The 19,496-nt window shown below is 71.0% G+C and carries 17 protein-coding genes; 4 read left to right on the forward strand and 13 right to left on the reverse strand.

What is annotated here, in order from left to right:
• Nucleotides 1–200 precede the first annotated feature (200 nt).
• The 9 genes from QE388_RS01130 to QE388_RS01170 all read right to left on the reverse strand — a co-directional run bounded on the left by QE388_RS01130 (nt 201) and on the right by QE388_RS01170 (nt 10,097).
• The gene (locus QE388_RS01130) at nt 201–2,576 is read right to left on the reverse strand and encodes a VCBS repeat-containing protein (protein ID WP_307382326.1); all 2,376 of its coding nucleotides are present in this window, start codon (nt 2,574–2,576) and stop codon (nt 201–203) included.
• Nucleotides 2,573–3,097 carry a hypothetical protein gene (locus QE388_RS01135; protein WP_307382329.1) on the reverse strand — a complete coding sequence of 175 codons (525 nt, stop codon included), beginning with the start codon at nt 3,095–3,097 and terminating at the stop codon, nt 2,573–2,575. The genes QE388_RS01130 and QE388_RS01135 overlap by 4 nt, the downstream gene beginning before the upstream one ends.
• 62 nt (nt 3,098–3,159) lie before the next feature.
• Nucleotides 3,160–4,089: a glycosyltransferase family A protein gene (locus tag QE388_RS01140; protein ID WP_307382332.1), complete on the reverse strand. Its 930-nt coding sequence runs from the start codon at nt 4,087–4,089 to the stop codon at nt 3,160–3,162.
• Nucleotides 4,090–4,140: 51 nt separating this feature from the next.
• Nucleotides 4,141–5,244 carry a glycosyltransferase gene (locus QE388_RS01145; RefSeq protein WP_307382334.1) on the reverse strand — a complete coding sequence of 368 codons (1,104 nt, stop codon included), beginning with the start codon at nt 5,242–5,244 and terminating at the stop codon, nt 4,141–4,143.
• Nucleotides 5,241–6,704 (reverse strand): LCP family protein, encoded by a 1,464-nt coding sequence (locus QE388_RS01150; RefSeq protein WP_307382337.1) that lies wholly within the window; start codon nt 6,702–6,704, stop codon nt 5,241–5,243. Before QE388_RS01150 ends, QE388_RS01145 begins: the two co-directional genes overlap by 4 nt.
• Nucleotides 6,701–7,168 (reverse strand): 5-(carboxyamino)imidazole ribonucleotide mutase, encoded by a 468-nt coding sequence (purE, locus tag QE388_RS01155; protein ID WP_275797949.1) that lies wholly within the window; start codon nt 7,166–7,168, stop codon nt 6,701–6,703. Before purE ends, QE388_RS01150 begins: the two co-directional genes overlap by 4 nt.
• A 107-nt stretch (nt 7,169–7,275) precedes the next feature.
• Nucleotides 7,276–8,409, reverse strand: coding sequence for a 5-(carboxyamino)imidazole ribonucleotide synthase (locus QE388_RS01160; protein ID WP_307387030.1), 1,134 nt, complete (start codon nt 8,407–8,409; stop codon nt 7,276–7,278).
• Between the two features lie 290 nt (nt 8,410–8,699).
• The gene (locus tag QE388_RS01165; RefSeq protein ID WP_307382339.1) at nt 8,700–9,254 is read right to left on the reverse strand and encodes a PH domain-containing protein; all 555 of its coding nucleotides are present in this window, start codon (nt 9,252–9,254) and stop codon (nt 8,700–8,702) included.
• 60 nt (nt 9,255–9,314) lie between these two features.
• Nucleotides 9,315–10,097 (reverse strand): biotin--[acetyl-CoA-carboxylase] ligase, encoded by a 783-nt coding sequence (locus QE388_RS01170; protein ID WP_307382341.1) that lies wholly within the window; start codon nt 10,095–10,097, stop codon nt 9,315–9,317.
• A 172-nt stretch (nt 10,098–10,269) separates the two neighbouring features.
• Here QE388_RS01170 and QE388_RS01175 point away from each other — a divergent pair, with 172 nt between their 5' ends.
• Both QE388_RS01175 and QE388_RS01180 read left to right on the forward strand, forming a co-directional pair.
• Nucleotides 10,270–11,877, forward strand: a complete 1,608-nt coding sequence (locus QE388_RS01175; protein WP_275797935.1) for an acyl-CoA carboxylase subunit beta — start codon at nt 10,270–10,272, stop codon at nt 11,875–11,877.
• A complete protein-coding gene (locus tag QE388_RS01180) occupies nt 11,874–12,107 on the forward strand; it encodes an acyl-CoA carboxylase subunit epsilon (protein ID WP_307382345.1) in 234 nt (77 codons plus the stop codon). Before QE388_RS01175 ends, QE388_RS01180 begins: the two co-directional genes overlap by 4 nt.
• A gap of 305 nt (nt 12,108–12,412) precedes the next feature.
• Here the strand turns inward: QE388_RS01180 and QE388_RS01185 are convergent, their stop codons facing one another.
• Genes QE388_RS01185 through QE388_RS01200 form a run of 4 tightly spaced genes read right to left on the reverse strand, consistent with a single transcriptional unit; the run spans nt 12,413 to nt 16,690 of the window.
• The gene (locus tag QE388_RS01185; RefSeq protein WP_307382347.1) at nt 12,413–13,450 is read right to left on the reverse strand and encodes a hypothetical protein; all 1,038 of its coding nucleotides are present in this window, start codon (nt 13,448–13,450) and stop codon (nt 12,413–12,415) included.
• Entirely contained in the window at nt 13,447–14,718 is a 1,272-nt protein-coding gene (locus QE388_RS01190; RefSeq protein WP_275796488.1) for a sensor histidine kinase, read from the reverse strand. The genes QE388_RS01185 and QE388_RS01190 overlap by 4 nt, the downstream gene beginning before the upstream one ends.
• The gene (locus QE388_RS01195) at nt 14,711–15,376 is read right to left on the reverse strand and encodes a response regulator transcription factor (RefSeq protein ID WP_307382351.1); all 666 of its coding nucleotides are present in this window, start codon (nt 15,374–15,376) and stop codon (nt 14,711–14,713) included. The genes QE388_RS01190 and QE388_RS01195 overlap by 8 nt, the downstream gene beginning before the upstream one ends.
• Before the next feature lie 60 nt (nt 15,377–15,436).
• A complete protein-coding gene (locus QE388_RS01200; RefSeq protein ID WP_307382354.1) occupies nt 15,437–16,690 on the reverse strand; it encodes a class I SAM-dependent RNA methyltransferase in 1,254 nt (417 codons plus the stop codon).
• A 266-nt stretch (nt 16,691–16,956) separates the two neighbouring features.
• On the opposite strand from QE388_RS01200, the gene QE388_RS01205 reads away from it, so the two are divergent.
• Together QE388_RS01205 and QE388_RS01210 are read left to right on the forward strand one after the other, a co-directional pair.
• Nucleotides 16,957–17,604: a nucleoside triphosphate pyrophosphatase gene (locus tag QE388_RS01205; protein WP_275796482.1), complete on the forward strand. Its 648-nt coding sequence runs from the start codon at nt 16,957–16,959 to the stop codon at nt 17,602–17,604.
• A 77-nt stretch (nt 17,605–17,681) separates the two neighbouring features.
• Entirely contained in the window at nt 17,682–19,448 is a 1,767-nt protein-coding gene (locus QE388_RS01210; RefSeq protein WP_307382356.1) for a biotin carboxylase N-terminal domain-containing protein, read from the forward strand.
• Nucleotides 19,449–19,496: the final 48 nt, after the last annotated feature.

The following is a 19,496-nucleotide window of genomic DNA, read 5'->3' on the forward strand; positions in this document are numbered from 1 at the left end:
GCCGACCACGGCGCGGTTCGGCAGCCCGTCAGCGCGCGGGGTCGTCCAACGTGTGTATCGCTCGCGCAGCGCGCTCAAGGAAGAAGTGTGTGTCACAGAGCAGGTCTCTCTCGAAAAGGCCGACCCTCCAGTGTCGGGCATGGACCTGTGCGTCGCGGACGTATCCGGTGCCGCGACCGACTCCTGTCGGCGGACCCGGATCAGCGGATCTGCGCCATCACGTCCCACCCGATGCCGGCACGGAACCGATCTCCCTGCCACCCGCCACCGCCGTCGCCGCGGTAGAGGTAGAGGTCGCCGTTCGAGGCGCGGCCGAGGACGTCGGGGCCACCGTTCCCATCGAAGTTGCCCGGGCTGAAGACCGTCTTGAAGACATTCCAGCCGGTTCCGATCTGGCGGATGGACCCCCAGCTGCCCCGTCCGTTCGTGCCGTACAACCACAGGGTGCCGTCCGTCTTGCGCGCGACGAAATCGTTGAGGCTGTCGCCGTCGACGTCACCGGCCGCGGAGAGCGAATTGATGACGTTCCATCCCACCCCGATGACCTCGCCCTGACCGGTGAGCCAACCGCCCATCCCGTCGCCGCGGTAGAGCCGCAGGGCGCCGGTGGCATCGCGAGCGACAACATCGACCCGCCGATCACCGTCGAAATCGATGCCGCCGGTCACCAGGCCGAAGCCGCTCCACCCACTGCCGATCGTGGTTGCGGAGGCGAAGGTGCCGTCTCCCTTGCCCCGCAGGAGCTGGAACGTCCCATCCGAGGTGATGCGCCCCAGATCGGCACGCCCGTCGCCGTCGAAGTCGCCGAGCGGGACGACCGTCGCCGAGCCCCACTTGGCCTGCACCTGGATCGGGCCGAGCCACCCACCGGACCCGTTGCCCGGGTACACGCTCATCACGCCCTTGTTCGATACGGCAACGACGTCGCTCGCCCCATCGCCCGTGAGGTCTCCGGCGCCGCCCGGGAAGGACTTGCGCCATCCGGGCTTGGGTCCCTCGCTGGTCACGACGCTCATCACCGACCATCCGCTGCCCACGGGCGTGGACACGCGACCGAACGTGCCGCCGTCGCCGCGCGTGTAGGCCCACATCACGCCGGACCGGTCGACCGCCAAGATGTCCGTGCGGCCGTTCCCCGTGAAGTCGCCCGGTGCGAGGATGGACCGCATCGTGTCCCAGCCGCCGCCCAGATAGTCCCGCCCGTCTCGAAAGCCGCCCGAGCCGTCGCCGCGATAGACCCAGAGAGCACCGGAGGCGTCACGCGCGAGGATGTCGGGGGTGCCGTCACCGGAGATGTCCGCGCCGCCGACGAGCGCGGTGAACCCCGTCCATCCGCTGCCCACCTGCCGCGGGGCGGCGAACGTCCCGTAACCCGTGCCCTTCCAGAGCAGCAGCAGGCCGGCCTTGGTGGTCGTATAGACGTCGGGGACCCCGTCGCCGTCGGCATCGCCCGCGGCCGTGATCAGCGCGGCGTCCGACCAGTCGACGCCGATGCGCTTCGCGGGGAGATCGCCGTCGCGCGATTGCAACGGGCGGAGCCACACCTTCTTCGACGAATCGAGGACGATCATGTCGCGGCGGCCGTCACCGTCGAAATCGCCCATCGAGAGCACCCGATCCGACTTCGACAGCCCCCCGGCCGTCTGCACGCGGTCACCCCACGTGCTGCTCTTGAAGGGGTAGGAGACGACGTTGCCCGACGGGTCCACCGCGACGACCGAGGAGTCCACGCCGTAGGTCGGCCGGGGCGGTGTGTACCGGGTCGTCCCGAACCAGTCCGTGAACGTCCGCCAGAAGTTGCGGTTGCCGTAGGCCGAGCAGCGGTCTCCGGTGCCGTACAGGTTGTTGAGGGCGGCCTGGTTCGGCACGTACGGCGTGTAGATGTACAGGCCCGCGGTGGCCGCATTCTCGATGAAGACACGCTGCGTGCCGCAGCTGCTGTCGGGGTTGTAGAGGATGTTGTTCCACCGACCCTGCTGGTAACCCCACCAGGTCGGGTTGAGACGGTAGACCTCGAACTGCCGCGCGCCGTAATAGACCTGGTAGAAGAAGCCCGAGGTCGACGGATCGCACGGAGCCGTGTCGGGGCATCCCTGGCCCGTGGCCGCTTGGTAGTTCCAGTCCGACGGCGCCGTCGACGTGATCAGGCCCTGTTCCTTCTGCAGGAGGACGAGAAGCGCCTTCTGACTGATCCCGCAGGAACGCGCGACCTTGTCGATGATGGTCGACGCGCTCTCGTTGGGCCGTCCCTGGTAGCCGTTGCAGTACTTGTCCGCGGGCCGGTCGTCGGTGTTCTGCCGATAGTCCTTGATGCAGGTGTAGCCCGACCGGCAGGACGGCACCTGGCGCTCCATGAATGCCTGGATATCGTTGGAGCTCATCGCGTCACCGTTGTAGAACACGGCGTCATCGATGATGTTGCCCGCGTTCCAGTCCGAGGCGTTGGCGGCCGCGGCGGAGTCGACGGGAGCGACCGTAGCCGGCAGCGCCACGGGCACCGCGACCAGGACGGCGATCGCGCAGGCCCAGGCCGCGATGACCGCCGCAACGCTGCGGCGGCGCGAGCGCGCCGTCACTGACCGGTCTCGATCGTCGCGGTCGCCGAGAACGCGCGCAGTTGCGGCGACTCGTAGCCGACGTGGAAGGCCACCTCGGTTGCGCCGTCGGTGATGGGCAGCGACATCAGCCCGCAGTACGTGACGCCCTTGCCCTCGGTGGCCGTCACCGAGACGGTCTCGTCGGTGTCGTTGCGCGTCAACGTGCACGTCCCGCCCGACTCGGCGACCCCCGGCACCATCGCCGTGACCTCGAGTGATCCCTCGCGCACCTCCGACGTCACCACGAGGATCTCGCCGTTGTAGGGCGTGTTCGGTGTAGCGCTCTCGCTCGGCGTCGGATCGGGCGTCTGCGTGGCCGTGGGCGCGGGCGACATGGTCGACGAAGAGGACAGGGAGGGGCTGGGTGAGGGAGCCGCCCCGCGGATCGGCGTCGCGCAGGCCGACAGCGACAGGGCTCCGACGAGGAGGAGCAGAGCGGGCAGCGCGACACGCGCGCGCCTCGAGCGAGACGGGACAACGGTGTCGTGGCGGGGGTTCACGCGTTCATTATGCGGGGCGCGGAGTCCGAATCGCGGTATTGTCCGCGATCGGTAGACGCCCGTTATCGACGTCCGAACCGGCGACGAAGCCCACGGACGCGCGAGAGAAGGGGCTGATGCGCGTCGATCTCGCGACGGACGTCCTCGCGCAGCTCGGCCCTCAGACGGTCGACGGCCGCGTCGACATGCGCGGCTAGCTGCGTGTGGAGGGACGAGAGGTACAGCGGCAGCCCGGGGCCCTCGCGCTGTACCCACTCGGCGAGAGCGCGGTCGCGCACCACCGCGTCGTCGCGCGCGTGCTCGGCCGCGAGACCGAACATGCTGTTCGCGTCCAGACCGACCGAGTCGGGCCGCTGCGTCCAGAACGCGAGCGGCTCCCCCGCGAGGAACCCGATCTCGTGCTCGCGCAGGATCCGCAGATACAGATCCCAGTCCTCGACGGCATCCAGGGTCTCGTCGTACCAGCCGACCTCGTCGTGCAGGCGGCGACGATAGACGACCGAGATGGGAACGGCCCGGTTCACGCTCATCATCTCGCCGAGCGAGATCCGGCTCATGCCCGCCCAGAACGGGGCTCGATCGACCTCGATCCACGTCCCGCCGCGGTTCTCCTCGTACACGATCTCGGTCGCGGCCGACACCGCGCCGTGCGCGGGGTGCGCGTCGAGCCACGCGACCGTGCGCTCGAGGAAGGCGGGATGCCAGCGGTCGTCGTCGTCGTGGAGAACGACGTACTCCGTGTCGAGGGCGCGCACTCCCGTGTTCGCCGCGATGCAGCGCCCACCCTCGCCCGCGGGGATGTGGATCACCTCGGCGCGCTCGCCGAGCCCCGCCGTCTCGACGACGGCGTCGACCTCGGCCGCGTCACCGCCGTCGTTGACGACGATCAGCCGCCAGTCCTCGAACCGCTGGGCGGCGATGTCGCCGAGGGCCCGGCGGAGGAACGCCGGGCGGTGACGGGTGCGGATGACGATCCCGGCGCGTGCAGGCATGCGTCCGAGCATAGGGGCCGGAGAGTGCCGAGACGCGGCACCGGGCCGGTCTCAGAGTTCGGCGTGCAGCGCCCAGATCCGGTCGGCGCAGGCCTCCCACGCGAAGCCCTTGGCGCGGTCGCCGGCGAGCACGCGCAGCCGTGCGCCGTCGTCCCCGAGGGCCCTCTCCAACGCGCCCCCGAGGGCGTCCGCGGGGGCGAGCGCCGCGGCATCCGCCAGTACTTCCCGGTGGACGGGGGTGTCGACCGCGACGATCGGGATGCCGACGGCCAGGGCGTCCACGGCGCGCCAGGGCCAGTCCGTCCGTGCGCACCCGGTCACGAACGCGGCGGCGTGCGAGAGCACCGCGGCGCGGTCCCACTGGTCGAGCGAACCGCGGGCGTGAACGCGCGCCTCGGCGATGCCCGCGGCGGCGGCGAGCTCCACGACGGCGGGCTCCTCCCCCTCGGGCACGTCGAGGACGACGACGTCGCCGTCCCACCCAGCGGCGGTGACGGCGGCGAATGCGTCGGCGACTCCGTCGGACGGGGCGCGGCCACCCGCGAGCGCGAGGAACGATGTCGGAAGCTCGAGGGCGCGCAGGCGTCCCACCGCGTCGGACGGGACGCGCATGCCGGCGGCGGGGGCTCCCCCAATCACGCGGACCTTCGCCACGAGCTTGGACTTGGCCACTTCTCCCAGCCGCGCGGCCATTGCGTGGGTCGGGACGACCACGGCGTCGGCGTGCTTCGTCACGCGGGAGAGCAGCGCGCGCGAGGCGAGCGCCTCGGCGCGGGGCAGTTCGTCGGGCGCTTCCCACGCGCGCAGGTCCCACAGGGTCACCACGATCTGGTGCGTCTCGTTGACGCGGTCGTGGCGCACAAGCGGGGCAAGAGCGGTCGGCGAGTGGATCAGTCCCTTCCCGACGCCGGGGGCGACCCCGAGCTGCCAGGATGCCGCGAGCTCGCGCCGTCGCATGCTGAGGCGCGTCTCGGCCGACAGGCCGGTCACCCCGGCGTCATCGCCGAGCCCGGGTGCGGGAACGATGCTCGCGACATCGCAGCCGCGCGGGGCGGTGTCGACGAGAGCCTGAGCCAAGGAGGCCGACGCCTCGGCGAGATCGCGGGACGTGGGGGCGACGAGCTGATCCAGCACGACGCGCAGCGTGACGGTCACGGGGAGGGCGCCTCCGTCTCGGTGGGCGGATGCAGCTTGTCGTGGACGATCTGCTGGACCTGGGCGTAGTCGGGGTCGAACTCGTCGATCCCGCCCTCCGGCGTCAGCTCGATGGTCGAGACGGGCTGGTCCTTGGCCTTGAGGGCGAGATCGACCAGCGTGGGGGCGATCAGGCTCTGGGGAAGGTCGGTCTCGACGGTGTTGGTCCCGGCCGCCGCGACCTCTTGGAAGTGCGTGAGGACGTTCTGAGGGGTGAACTGCGCGAGGATCGCCTCCTGCAGCTGCCGCTGACGCCGCATCCGGTCGAAGTCGCTCGTGGTGTACCGCGAACGCGCGTACCACTGCGCCGTGTCGCCGTCCATGTGCTGTGCACCCGGTTCGATCCACCCGAATGCCCAGTCGTCGACGGGCTGCCCGTCGTAGGCGGGGCCGCCCTTCGGGAGTCGCTCGTCGACCGTGATGTCGACGCCGCCGAGGGCGTCCACCACGTCGGCGAACCCCTTCATGTCGAGGAGCACGTAGTACGGGATCTGGATGCCGAGGATGCCCTCGGCCGCGTCCTTGGTGGCCTCGATGCCCGGCTCGGACCCCCGTGACTCGGCATCCGGGTACAGGGCTTTGCCGTCCTGACAGACTTCGACCTCGGTGCGCAGCTGGTTGATGCCGCTGCCCCACCCGCAGTCCGGGTCGAACTTGCCCTCGTGGCCGTTCGGGTACTTGTCCTGCATCGGACCAGGCGCGAAGGGGAAGTGGGGCATGTCGCGCGGGATGCCGGTGATCGTGACGGCACCCGTGGAGGCGTTGATGGAGACCACCGAGATGCTGTCGAAGCGCATCGAGTCGCGCCCTTCGCCGGAGTCGCCGCCGAGCAGCAGGATGTTGTAGTACCCGTCGGAGGGCGGGACGACGGGGGCGGACTGAGCGAAGATCTCGGCGATTGTGTCGCGGGTCGTCCCCGCGGTCTGCACCGCCCACCCCGCCCCGGCCACGAGCATGCTGGTGAGGCCGATCGAGACGATCGCGATGCCGAATCGCGCGAGCGGGCCGGTCCGGACGAGGCGGACGAGGCGGAGCGTGTCGATGGTCAACACGATCCACAGCACGGCGTACCCCACGAGCAGCGCTTGCACGATCGTGAGCGGAACCCAGCGGAACCACGACAAGAAGTCGGGGATGAACGATCCGGTCGCCAGGGCGAACAGGCTGCTCGGCGCCAGCAGGGCACCGAGAGCGACGAGCACGAGTCCGACCCACAGTGCCAGGGTCGCGGCGAGGCCGAAGCGCCCGAGACGCCTGTTGCCTGCGAGCACCTGAGCGGAGCCCGGGATGAGGAGGTTCGCGACGACGAGCCACCAACCGCGCCGGGTCATGACCGCGGTGGATCCGAGATCGGGGTTGCGCAGCGGACGCTGTTCGACCAGCGGCGAGCGCGACGACGCGCGCGGGGGCGCGAGGGTCATAGCGACTCCTTGAGCCGTCGGTTCTTGTCTTCGACCTGACTCTCGAGGTCGCGGGCGTATGCCTCGATCCGATCCGCGATCTCGGCGTCCGCCGACCCGAGGATGCGTGCGGCGAGGAGCCCCGCGTTCTTCGCCCCGTTGATCGACACCGTGGCGACCGGGATCCCCGCCGGCATCTGCACGATGCTCAGCAGCGAGTCCAGCCCATCGAGGGTGGCCAGCTGGACGGGCACGCCGATCACGGGAAGAGCGGTGACGGATGCCAACATGCCGGGCAGGTGAGCGGCTCCCCCGGCACCGGCGATGATCGCGCGAAGCCCGCGGCTCCGGGCCTCGCGGCCGTACCGCACGAGCTTGTCCGGCGTGCGGTGGGCCGAGACGACCTCCACCTCGTGCGGGATGCCGAACTCGCTCAGTACCTCGGAGGCGGCGTTCATCACGCGCCAATCCGAGTCGGAGCCCATGACGACGCCGACCACGGGCGTCTCGGAGGAATGCAGCGGCCGGGTCACCGGTCCAGGCTAGGGCGGCTCGCTGGAAGAAGGCGGAACGGCGCGCTCAGACGCTCAGCTCAATCGAAGAAGGCGGCCGTCGCGCGTGCCTCGTACACGGCGTCGTCGAGGTCGTCGCCCGTCACGTTGACGTGCCCGACCTTGCGGCCGGGGCGCGGAGCCTTGCCGTACGTGTGGATCTTGGCGTGCGGGTGTGCGTCGAGCGCCGCGGGGAATCGCTCCTCGAGCGTCCCCTCGGCGGGCCCGCCGAGCACGTTGATCATGACGGACCACGGGGCCTTGGCATCCGTCGCTCCGAGGGGGAGGTCGAGGACCGCCCGCAGGTGCTGCTCGAACTGGCTGGTGACCGCCCCGTCCTGCGTCCAGTGGCCGCTGTTGTGGGGACGCATTGCGAGCTCGTTGATGAGGATGCGCTCGTCGCTGGTCTCGAACAGCTCGACAGCCAGCATCCCGGTGACGCCGAGGCCCTCGGCCACGGCGACGCCGATGTCGGCGGCGACCCGCTGGACACGCCCGTCGGCACGGGGCGCGGGTGCGACGACCTCGGCGCACACTCCCCCGCGCTGCACGGTCTCGACGACGGGATAGGCGCGCACCTCGCCGGACGGCCGGCGCGCCACCTGCTGCGCGAGTTCGCGCGTGAAGTCGACGAGCTCTTCGGCGAGCAGCGATCCCCCGTGGCCGTCCTCGGCGAGAGCGGCGAACCAGTCATCCGCCTCGGTCGCCGCGGCGACGACGCGCACGCCCTTGCCGTCGTAGCCACCGCGGGGCGTCTTCACCACGGCGCGACCGCCGTGAGAGTCGAGGAAGTCCTGCAGCTCGGCGACGTCGGCGACGGCGGCCCAGTCGGGCTGGGGAAGGCCCAGTTCGGCCATGCGCGTCCGCATGACGAGCTTGTCCTGGGCGACGGCGAGCGGGGCGGGTCCGGGGTGAACGGAGACCCCCGCGTCGACGAGGGCGGCGAGGACATCCTGCGGGACGTGCTCGTGGTCGAAGGTGATGACGTCGACGTCGCGCGCGAAGGCCAGGACGGTATCGGCGTCGCGGTAGTCGCCCACCGCCGACGCGGCGAGCGCCGCCGACATTCCCTCGTCCTCGGCGAGGACACGGATGTCGATCCCCAGTTCGACGGCGGGCGCGATCATCATCCGCGCCAGCTGTCCGCCACCGATCACTCCGACTCGCAGCGTCATGCCGCTCCCTTCGTCGGCATCCATTCTGTCGGGCTGCTCGCGGGGGCGCGAGCCGAGGCGGGACGGCGCGGGGGTACCGGTGGCTTCGACAAGCTCAGCCACCTCGACGCGACCGGGGTCCCTCAGCATGTCGAAGGGACCCGAACTCCCCCGGACGCCGGTTGCTTCGACAGGCTCAGCCACCTCGACGCGACCGGGGTCCCTGAGCTTGACGAAGGGACCGGAGCTCCCTCGGACGCCGTCGGCTTCGAGGGGCTCGGCCGGGTCCGGCGACGAGACCGCAGCCCGCGTCAGAGACCGACCGCGCCGGAGCCGAACGCCTGGGAGTCGCGGTGAGCGAGGATCTGGTTGACCTCGACCTGGTCGACCAGGGTCTCGTGCAGCAGCACGGCGTTCGGGACGTTCTTCAACCGCAACGGGGGCTCGACACCGTTCGACAGCGTCAGCGTCCCCGCACCCCACAGGCGCTGCAGCACGCCACGGCGCATCTGGATCGAGTACCCGCGCACGTGCGAGATCTCCTGGCTGCGCGAGCCGAAGAAGCCCGAGCGCTCGATCACGCGACGGGTCGTGATCGTCCACGTGTGCGACAGCCAGACGAGGTAGGGGACCACGACGAGCAGCAGCACGATCGCGGCCGCCGCGCTCACCAGCATCCAGTTCTCGAACGGCGCGGGCAGATTGTCGTAGAAGTACGCCGTCGCGCCGGCGACGCCGATCAGCACCATCGCCGACCACACGAGACGTCGCGCGTGCGCGTGGATCCGCGCGATGCGCAGCTCGGGCGCTGCGGCACCCGGCGCCGGCATACGCGGGCGCCCTCCGTAGCTGGTCGGCTGGGTCACCCTCTCATTGTGCGGGGTCGCGCCCGCAGCCCGCGGCGCACACGCGGGACGCCCGGGGCCTCAGCGCACGTGCACCACGTCGCCCGCCGACACCGCCTCGACGATCGTCCCCGCCTCCACGACGAGTCGGCCCGTCTCGTCGAGCCGCGTCGCGCGGCCCGACAGCGTCGTCCCGTCGGGCAGCGAGACCGACACCTCGCGGCCGACCGTCGCACAGAGCTTCTCGACGTCGCCGTGCACGCGTTCCTCCTGCCCGGCCGCGAGAGCCGCGAGCGACTCCGAGAGCCCCGAGACGTAGTCCGCCAGCAGCTGGTCCTCGTCGCACTCCGCCCCGAGCGCCGCGAACGACGTCGCGGTCGCCACGGGAAGATCCGCGCGGCTCATGCGGGTGTTCACTCCCGCTCCGACCACCACGGTGTCGAAGGTTCCGGGCACGGCTTCGGCCAGGATGCCGCAGATCTTGCCGCCCTCCACGAGCACGTCGTTCGGCCACTTCAACTCCACTGCGCCGCCGTGCCCGCCGAGCTGCGCACGCACCGCGCGGGTCATCGCCGCCCCGGCCACCAGCGGAATCCAGCCCCGCAGCGGCAGCGGCACGCGGGAGGCGTCCACGACGACCGAGACGGCGATCGCGGTTCCCGCGGGCGCGGTCCACGTGCGATCGAGGCGCCCGCGCCCCGCGCGCTGGTCGCGCGTGACGAGGAGAGAGAGGTGCGGCCAGCCGGCCGGGTCCGCCGTCACGGCCGCGACAACATCGGCATTGGTGGAACCGGTGGTCTCGACCACCTGGACGCGGGGGCTGACGGCGGCGGTCCGCGGGTATCCGGCTTCGGGGATCGGCATGCCCACACCCTAGAGAATCGTCGAGGCGATGGCATCCGCTTGCGCTTCATCGTTTCGGCGGCGGCGCCCAGCGACCCGAAGCGGATGACTGGACGGATGCCACAGCGCCTCACCGTTTCGCTTGTGCGCACCCTCCAACCTCGCCGCGGAGGCTGTCGCTAGGGTGGAAGGCGTGACCGACCAGCCCGATCTCTTCACCACCGCCGGCAAGATCGCCGACCTGCGCACCCGGTACCAGGAAGCGGTCGTCGACGCCGAAGCCGCCGCCCGCGACAAGCAGCACGCGAAGGGCAAGCTCACCGCCCGCGAGCGCATCGAGATGCTTGTCGATCCGGGCTCGTTCGTCGAGATCGACGAGTACGTGCGCCACCGCACCACGGCCTTCGGCATGGACAAGTCCCGTCCCTACGGCGACTCGGTCGTGACGGGCACGGGCACGATCCACGGCCGCACCGTCGCGGTCTACGCGCAGGACTTCTCGACCTTCGGCGGCTCGCTCGGCGAGGTCGCCGGCGACAAGATCATCAAGGTCATGGAACTCGCGCTGCGCAGCGGCATCCCGATCATCGGCATCCTGGACTCCGGCGGCGCGCGCATCCAGGAGGGCGTGGTCGCCCTCGGCAAGTACGGCGAGATCTTCCGCCTGAACACGGCGGCCTCCGGCGTGATCCCGCAGATCTCGCTCATCATGGGCCCCGCCGCGGGCGGCGCGGTGTACTCCCCCGCGCTCACCGACTTCGTCATCATGGTCGACAAGACCAGCCAGATGTTCGTCACCGGGCCGGACGTCATCAAGACCGTGACCGGCGAAGACGTCGGCATGGAAGAGCTGGGGGGCGCGCTCACCCACAACAGCCGGTCGGGCGTCGCGCACTACCTCGCCGACGACGAGGACGACGCGATCGACTACGCGCGCACGCTGATCGGCTACCTGCCCGACAACAACCTCGCCGAGATCCCGGTCTACGAGACACCGTTCGAGTTCGAGACGACGGATGCCGATCGCTCGCTGAACACGATCATCCCCGACTCCCCCAACCAGCCCTACGACATCCACACGGTGATCTCGGGGATCGTGGACCCTTCGACAGGCTCAGGGACCGGAGAGTTCTTGGAGGTGCAGCCGCTGTTCGCCCCGAACATCGTCATCGGCTTCGGGCGGATCGAGGGGCGCACCGTCGGCATCATCGCCAACCAGCCCTCGCAGATGGCCGGCACGCTGAACATCGACGCCGGCGAGAAGGCCTCGCGATTCGTGCGCTTCTGCGACGCGTTCTCGATCCCGATCGTGACGCTCGTCGACGTGCCCGGCTACCTCCCCGGCACCGATCAGGAGTGGACCGGCGTCATCCGCCGCGGCGCGAAGCTGCTCTACGCCTACGCCGAGGCCACCGTGCCGCTGGTGACCGTGATCCTGCGCAAGGCCTACGGCGGTGCGTACATCGTCATGGGCTCGAAGCAGCTCGGTGCCGACATCAACCTCGCGTGGCCCACGGCCGAGATCGCCGTCATGGGCGGGCAGGGCGCGGTCAACATCCTCTACCGCGGCGAGATCAAGCGCGCCGAAGAGGCGGGCGAAGACGTCGCCGCGGTGCGCACGCGCCTCGCGAACGAGTACACCTACAACGTGGCATCCCCGTTCCTCGCGGCCGAGCGCGGCGAGCTCGACGGGATCATCGAGCCCGCGCAGACGCGCGTGTCGATCGCCAAGGCGCTGCGGGCGCTGCGGAACAAGCGCGCGAGCCTGCCCGCGAAGAAGCACGGGAACATCCCGCTGTGAGCGAGAACGCACCGCTGGACCCGCCCGAAGCCGTCGCGCGCGTCGTGCGCGGCACTCCCACGCCCGAGGAGCTCGCAGCGGCGATCGTCGTGGTGGGCGAGGCCTACGCGCGGGAGAGGGCGGATGCCACGGCCCCCGAGGCCACGGCGCGGTCGAGCTGGGAGCTGTCCGCGCGGGGTCTGCGCGCCCCGCTGAACCGCGACGCCGGTTGGCGCGGGTTCACCGGCTGACTGTCCCCCGAAATACCTACAGACGCGCTGGAGCGCGTCGCGGATACTGGAGGAGCTGGAACGCTTTGTGCGTTCGGCCGGGCCGCTCATCGAGCCGGTTCCGGCCACCGCGGCCGGTTTTCGGGTAACCGTCCGCATGGGTGAGGGGCCGGCGCTATCGCCGCCCCTCACCCCCATCCCCCTGGTTTGTGCGACTCCGGCGCGGCCGCGATCGGCGATCAGGCGGGGGCCGATCGGCTCCCGGTCCACCCAGGACGCGCGGGCCCGACGTCGCCGGTGATCCCGCTGAGCCGACTCCCCGATCGTCAGCGCGGGCGACGGATCTCGCGCCAGAGGTCGACCTCGTCGTCATCTCCGCCCGCACCCTCGCCGGTCGAGCGGCCCACGACCGTGACCGCGATCCCGTTGTGCGGCGAGGTGCGGATGATGAGCCGCTCCGACACGGCGCCGCGCAAAATGTCGGCGAGCTCTGCACGGATCTCCCCCAGCGCCGGCGCATCGAGACCGTCGAGACCACCCTCATCGAACAGAGTGACCGCCGAACCCCGGCGCCGCGCGGCATCGATCTCCGCGCGCACGCCCTGGTCGAGCAGACGCGGACTCCGCAACTCGTCGCGGAGGCTCTGCTCAGCCAAGCGCGCGGTCTCCCGCTCGGACGGGCGGAGGTTGCCGCCCGTCTCGATCACACGAGCGAGCACCGGTCCGGCGACCGCGAGCGCGCGCTGGACGTGCAGTCGCCGCTCCCGCTGGCGGCCGCTCTGCGCCGCCTGCCACGCGGACGCCGCCTGTTGCAGGTCGGATAATTGAGCCGCGTCACGCGCGGTGCGGTCGAGGGCGATCGACATGAGCTGGGCCACGGTCACCCAGACGAGCGAGCCGACCAGCCCGAGGCTCAAGGCCGAGACCACGCCGAGCCAGACGGACGCCGACACCGTCAGGGCCGCCATACCGATCCAGGCGATGATCGGCCGGTGCCGAACCATGACGATGGTCATGAGGGCGCCGATACCGCCGATGACCCACGTGACGAAAGGTTGGGTCCGCCCATCGGGCACGACGGCGAGGAAAGCCGCGTTCGGCACCACGACGGACGCCACGAGCGCGAGCGCCGCGGCCCACCCTGGCATCGTGGATCGCTCGCCCGGCGCCCCGACCGGGGCGCCGGGGCGCCGCGAACCGGGCAACAGGATCCACAGCCACGTGATCGGCAGGTAGATCACCAGAGCGGCGATGATCAGCCAGCCCCGCTCCACCGTTTCGGGGCTCGTCCACAGCAGACCCCGCGCCGCGAGGTAGGCCGTGAAGGCGAGAGCGATCACGGACAGCACGGCGCGGACGGTCACCAGCGGTCCCCGCTCTCCCACTCGAGCGTCACGGTCGTGCCCGAGGGCCCGGACTCGATGTCCGAGCGTCCTCCCACCGCCGTCACGCGCGCCATGATCGATCCGCGGATGCCGAGGCGATCCGCCGGGATCGCGTCGAGGTCGAACCCGGCACCCGCGTCACGCACCCGTACGACGACGCTCCCGGGATCGGCGTAGCCCGACACCTCCACCGCGAGCCCTCGGGCTTCGGCGTGCTGCACGGCATTGGCGACGGCCTGCATGGCCGCGAGGACGAGCGCGCGCGCGACGCGTCCGGGGACACGCGGCGTGGCATCCTCCAATCGCCGTCGAACGGTGAGGTTCACTCCGAAGTCGCGTGCGGACGCCTCGATGTCGTCGGCGAGGCGCGCGGCATCCACCGGCGCGTCGCTGCCCTCGAGGGCGTCCTTCTCGGCGTTCGCGAGGCGGGTCAGCGCCTCCCGCGCCATGCTCACCGCGAGCGTGCGTTCACGAGGCGTCGAGGCCCGCTCAGCCGCGAGGAGCGCTCCCAGAACGCTGTCGTGCATGAGAGCGGCGACCGCCACGCGCTCGTTCTCCGTCGCTGCCGTGGCGGCCGCCTCGGCGTAGCTCGACACCGCCTGCGCGCGCGTCTCGTCGACGTGAGCGGCGATCGAGCGGTACATCCAGACCAACGTCACCAGGACGCTGCCGAGGATCAAGGCGAATGAGACGTCGAGGGCGACGGGGACGAAGAACTCGCTGCGGCCGCCGGCCTGGATCAGCCGCACCACACCGAAGAGAAGAGGAGCGGCAACCGTCCAGACGATCTGCAGCGACATCGGGAAGGCGACCACGGCCGCCACCGTCGCGACGTTGATCAGGTAGAAGATCCAGGGGTTCTCCAACGGCGACGGAGGTGGCCCTCCGGCTGTCGCGAGGGGCCAGAGCGCCAGAGCGGCCATGAAGACGACGGCGAACAGTCCGGTGAACAGCCGAGCGAACCGCCCCACCGCGCACGCCACGATCATCGCGGCGAGCGGCACGAACACCCCGAGCACCAACGGGAGGTGCCAGCCGTCGCGCTCGTCGGCCCGGCCGAACGCCGCGACGAGCGCTTGGGACCCGAGGGCGAGCGAGGCAGGGCCGACGAAGATCGTCAGGACGCGTTCGATGCGCTTCTGGGTGAACGAGCCGGGGTCGTCGCTGGATTCGCGCGAGTGCGGAATCCTCCCCCAGGCCTCTTCGAGAACCGTCCGCTGGGCCTCCGAGCGGAGGTTCTCAGGCATCGTTCCCGGCTTCGGGGGCGTCTTGCAGGATGCCGTCCTCCATCGCCCGCCGCAGCAGGTCGACCTTCGTCGGGGCGGGACGGCCGACCTCGACGTACTTCACGCGGACCCGCGTGATGTTCTCCTTCGCGGTGGAGTACGCGACGCCGAGTCGCTCCGCGACGGCTTTGAGCGGCAGTCCCGCCGCGTACAGGCGCAGCACCTCTCGCTCGCGAGCGGAGAGCTGAGCGTCCGCGAAGGCGCGGTCGCCCTCGACGGCACTGGCCCATTCGACGTTGTCGAGCAGGTCGCCGCGAGCAACCGTCCTGATCGCCCCGAGCACCTCGTGCGTCGGCGACGATTTGCTCACGATGCCGGCCGCTCCCGCGGCGAGGGCCTCGCGCACGGCCGCCGGGCGGTCGGCGACGCTGTGGATGATCACGCTCGAGCCGTCGCGCACGACCCGGTCGACGTTCTCGGAGACGGTCGTGCCGTCGCCGAGGGTGAGGTCGAGAACCACGACGTCGGCCGGGGACTGGACCGCTGCGCGACGCCAGTCGAGGTACGCGGCGACGTTCGCGCCCGAGAACACGACTTCGGTCGCGGCGGTCTGGGTCAGCGCCGCCTCGAGACCGAGACGAACCGACTCGTGATCATCGATGAGGGCGACGCGCGTCATCCCCTCATCGTATCCACGGGATTTCTCAGCGCAGGGCCTGGACATCCCCCGGTCGGCGGGTCATCGGCGCAGAACGACGACCGCTTCGACGTGGTGGGTGTGAGGGAAGAGATCGACGCCGCGGATGCCGTTCGCGGCGACGTAGCCGTGTTCGGCGAAGGTGGCCAGGTCGCGCGAGAGCGCGACGGGGTCGCACGCGACGTACACCACCGTCGACGGTGTCAGCGCCGCGATGCCCTCGACGACCTCGCGCCCGGCCCCCGCGCGGGGCGGATCGAGCAGGACGACGCCGTGGGAGAGACGCTCGCGCTCCCGCTCCGACGCGCCGGCGGCGAGCGACGCGACGAAACGATCCGCCCGGGCGGTCTCGGCCCGCGCCCCGATCCACTCCGCGAGGTTCTCGCCAGCGTGCTCGGTCGCGCGCGGGTCGGACTCGACGCTGATCACCCGCGTCGACGAACCGCCCAGTTCGGCGAGCGTCGCCGCGAACAGGCCGACACCGCCGTAGAGGTCGAGATGGAGCCCCTCGGGGTCGACTCCCCCCGCCGCCGTCAGCTCGTCTCTGACGAGACTGGTCAGGGTCCGCGCGGCGAGCCGGTGCACCTGCCAGAAACCTCCCGCATCCACCCGGAACAGGCGCTCGCCGACCCGCTCCTCGACGACCTCGGGGGTCGGACGCGAGCGGTCGCCGTCCGGACGCGCCAGCACCCGCACGCGCCCGTCGGCCGGCTGCACGAGGTCGACACGGCCGGGTCGCGCTCCGCGCACAGCGGCGGCGGCCCGCGCGACCTCGGCCGTCGCCAAGGGCAGGTCGGGGGTCTCGATGACCCGATGCGAGCGCGCAGCGAACGGGCCGATCCGGCCCTCGTCGTCGACATGCAGGCTGAGGCGCGTGCGCCAGCCCGTGCCGTCCGCGTTCTCTGCATCGCCGGGGACGCCGGCCGGGCGCACGTCGACCGAGAGGTCGAGCTTGCCCACGCGTTCGAGAGCCTCGCGGATCACGCGCTCTTTCAGCCGTCGTTGATGCCCGAGCTCGATGTGTCCGAACTCCGCCCCACCGGGACGGTCCTCGGGCGCCACGTCGATGTCGGCCGCCGCCCAGACGTGCCGCCGACGCTCGGGAGCCGCCTCGAGCACCTCGACGGCGTCGGCCCGCCAGAACGCCTTCTTGCGCGTGTCGGTGACGCGCGCCCGGACGCGCTCCCCGGGAAGGGTGTCGGGAACGAAGACCACGCGGCCCTCGTGCCGGCCGACGAACACTCCCCCGTGGGCGATGCCGGTGATGTCGAGATCGATGAGGTCGCCGTCGTGCATTGTCCGAGCCTGTCACACGCGGCCGGGAGATCGCCGGGCCGGTGGCTTCGACAGGCTCAGCCACCTCCGCCGCGAGGACACTGCGTCTGCCGCCGGGTCCGGCGGCTTCGACGGGCTCAGCCACCTCCGCCGTGAGAACCCGGGCCCCCGAAAGGTCCGGCGGCTTCGACATGCCGACCACCGCGGCCCCAGGACCCTGAGCCCGTCGAAGGGTCCGGTACCGGGACGGAGTCAACAGCGAGGGCCGCGATGACTACCGTGGACGCATGCGCGTGTGCTTGGCATCCACTTCTCCCGCTCGTCTCATGCTCCTGCGGCAGGCGGGCATCGAGCCCGAGGCGCGAGCGCCCCGGGTCGACGAGGAGGCGGTGATCGCGGAGGTCGAGGAAGCGGACGGTCGGCGCCTTCCCGCTCCCGAGCACGTGCTGCTCCTCGCGCGACGCAAGGCCGCCGATGTCGCCTTCCGTCTGCACGAGGAGGACCCGAGCTTCGACGGCGTGGTGATCGGCGGCGACTCGATGTTCGAACTCGGCGACGAGATCCTCGGCAAGCCCTACACGCCCGAAGCTGCGACGGAGCGCTGGCGCGGAATGAGGGGGCGGACGGGCGTGCTGCATTCCGGACACAGCGTGTTCCGCGTCACCCCCGGCGCTGCGCCGACCGAGGCGCACGCGGTCGCCGAGGCGAGCGTGACCTTCGCGGCCGACGTCGACGACGACGAGATCGCCGCCTATGTCGCCAGCGGCGAGCCGCTGCTGGTCGCCGGGGCGTTCACCGTGGACAGTCTCGGCGGCGCTTTCATCGAGCGAGTCGAGGGCGATCCGTCGACCGTCGTCGGAATGTCGCTGTCGACGGTGCGCCGACTCGTCCGCGAGCTCGGGGTCTCGTGGACGGACCTCTGGAATCGTTCGTAGGGTCCCGCACACGTTTTTCGGCGTTTCTTGTCGAGGAGGGTCAAAAGACCGGGGTACCCCCTCGATAGGCTGGGAGGATGCCGAAGATCGCCAAGGTCCTTGTCGCCAACCGCGGCGAGATCGCCGTCCGAGTCATCCGCGCCGCCCGAGATTCGGGCAAGGCCTCCGTCGCCGTCTACGCCGATCAGGACCGCGACGCCCTGCACACCCGCCTGGCTGACGAGGCGTACGCCCTCGACGGCTCCACGAGCGCCGACACCTACCTGTCGATCGAGAAGATCCTCTCGGTCGCCCGTCGTTCCGGTGCCGACGCCGTGCACCCCGGCTACGGCTTCCTCGCCGAGAACGCCGACTTCGCTCGCGCCGTCATCGCCGCGGGTCTGGTCTGGATCGGCCCCTCGCCCGACGCGATCGAAGCGCTCGGCGACAAGGTGACCGCGCGTCACGTCGCCGAGAAGGTCGGCGCCCCGCTCGCCCCCGGCACCCCCGGCCCCGTCTCGGGTGCCGACGAGGTGATCGCGTTCGCCGAGCAGGTCGGCCTCCCCATCGCCATCAAGGCCGCCTACGGCGGAGGCGGACGCGGTCTCAAGGTCGCCCGCGAGCTCGACGAGGTCGCCGAGATGTTCGAGTCGGCCACGCGAGAGGCCGTCGCGGCGTTCGGCCGCGGCGAGTGCTTCGTCGAGAAGTACCTCGACAAGCCGCGCCACGTCGAGACGCAGTGCCTCGCGGATGCCGCCGGCAACGTCGTGGTCGTCTCCACGCGCGACTGCTCGCTGCAGCGCCGCCACCAGAAGCTCGTTGAGGAGGCCCCGGCGCCGTTCCTCAGCGACGAGCAGAACGCCATCCTCTACTCGGCGTCGAAGGCCATCCTCAAGGAGGTCGGCTATGTCGGCGCCGGGACCTGCGAGTTCCTCATCGGCGCCGACGGCACGATCTCGTTCCTCGAGGTGAACACGCGCCTCCAGGTCGAGCACCCCGTCTCCGAAGAGGTCACGGGCATCGACCTGGTGCGCGAGCAGTTCCGCCTCGCCGAGGGCGAGGAGCTCGGGTACGACGACCCCGCACCCACGGGCCACTCGATCGAGTTCCGCATCAACGGCGAAGACCCGGGCCGGGGCTTCCTTCCGCAGCCCGGCCCGATCCACGTCTTCAAGACGTTCGGCGGCCCCGGCATCCGTCTCGACTCCGGGGTGACCGCGGGCGACAGCGTCTCGGGAGCCTTCGACTCGCTGCTCGCAAAGATCATCGTGACCGGCCGCGACCGCGCCGAGGCGCTCGAGCGCTCGCGCCGCGCCCTCGACGAGTTCGAGGTCGCCGGCATGCCGACCGTGCTGCCCTTCCACCGCAAGGTCGTGCGCGACCCCGCATTCACCGCCGAGAACGGCGAGTTCGGCGTGTACACGCGCTGGATCGAGACCGAGTTCGTGAACGACATCCCCGCGTGGGACGGCGAGCTCGAGGCCCCCGCCGAGGAGCAGGGTCGGCACACCGTCGTCGTCGAAGTCGGCGGCAAGCGCCTCGAGGTCAGTCTCCCCGACCGCATCGCGGCTCCCGCAGCCAAGCCCGGGCGTCCGGCCGCCGCCCCGCCGTCGCGGCGCTCGCACGCAGCCTCCCCCACCGCCGGCGCCACCGGCGATGCGGTGAAGTCGCCCATGCAAGCCACGATCGTCAAGGTCGCCGTCGAAGAGGGACAGCAGGTCGTCAAGGGCGACCTCGTGGTCGTGCTCGAGGCGATGAAGATGGAGCAGCCCATCCAGGCGCACAAGGACGGCACGATCGCCGGCATCGACGCGAACCCCGGCACGACGGTGTCGGCGGGCCACCAGCTGCTGCTCATCAGCTGACCAGCCCTTCGTCCGTACGGCGCCGCACTCCCTCGGGGGTGCGGCGCC

The sequence above is a fragment of the Microbacterium sp. SORGH_AS_0969 genome (genome assembly GCF_030818255.1).
GTDB lineage: Bacteria > Actinomycetota > Actinomycetes > Actinomycetales > Microbacteriaceae > Microbacterium.

What these genes read in the sequence shown, in the direction of transcription:
- QE388_RS01140 (WP_307382332.1), bottom strand. Translation starts at nt 4,089, where the DNA reads ATGCCTGCACGCGCCGGGATCGTCATCCGCACCCGTCACCGCCCGGCG.
- QE388_RS01150 (WP_307382337.1), bottom strand. Translation starts at nt 6,704, where the DNA reads ATGACCCTCGCGCCCCCGCGCGCGTCGTCGCGCTCGCCGCTGGTCGAA.
- purE (WP_275797949.1), bottom strand. Translation starts at nt 7,168, where the DNA reads ATGGGCTCCGACTCGGATTGGCGCGTGATGAACGCCGCCTCCGAGGTA.
- QE388_RS01160 (WP_307387030.1), bottom strand. Translation starts at nt 8,409, where the DNA reads ATGACGCTGCGAGTCGGAGTGATCGGTGGCGGACAGCTGGCGCGGATG.
- QE388_RS01170 (WP_307382341.1), bottom strand. Translation starts at nt 10,097, where the DNA reads ATGCCGATCCCCGAAGCCGGATACCCGCGGACCGCCGCCGTCAGCCCC.
- QE388_RS01190 (WP_275796488.1), bottom strand. Translation starts at nt 14,718, where the DNA reads ATGCCTGAGAACCTCCGCTCGGAGGCCCAGCGGACGGTTCTCGAAGAG.
- QE388_RS01195 (WP_307382351.1), bottom strand. Translation starts at nt 15,376, where the DNA reads ATGACGCGCGTCGCCCTCATCGATGATCACGAGTCGGTTCGTCTCGGT.
- QE388_RS01200 (WP_307382354.1), bottom strand. Translation starts at nt 16,690, where the DNA reads ATGCACGACGGCGACCTCATCGATCTCGACATCACCGGCATCGCCCAC.
- QE388_RS01205 (WP_275796482.1), top strand. Translation starts at nt 16,957, where the DNA reads ATGCGCGTGTGCTTGGCATCCACTTCTCCCGCTCGTCTCATGCTCCTG.
- QE388_RS01210 (WP_307382356.1), top strand. Translation starts at nt 17,682, where the DNA reads ATGCCGAAGATCGCCAAGGTCCTTGTCGCCAACCGCGGCGAGATCGCC.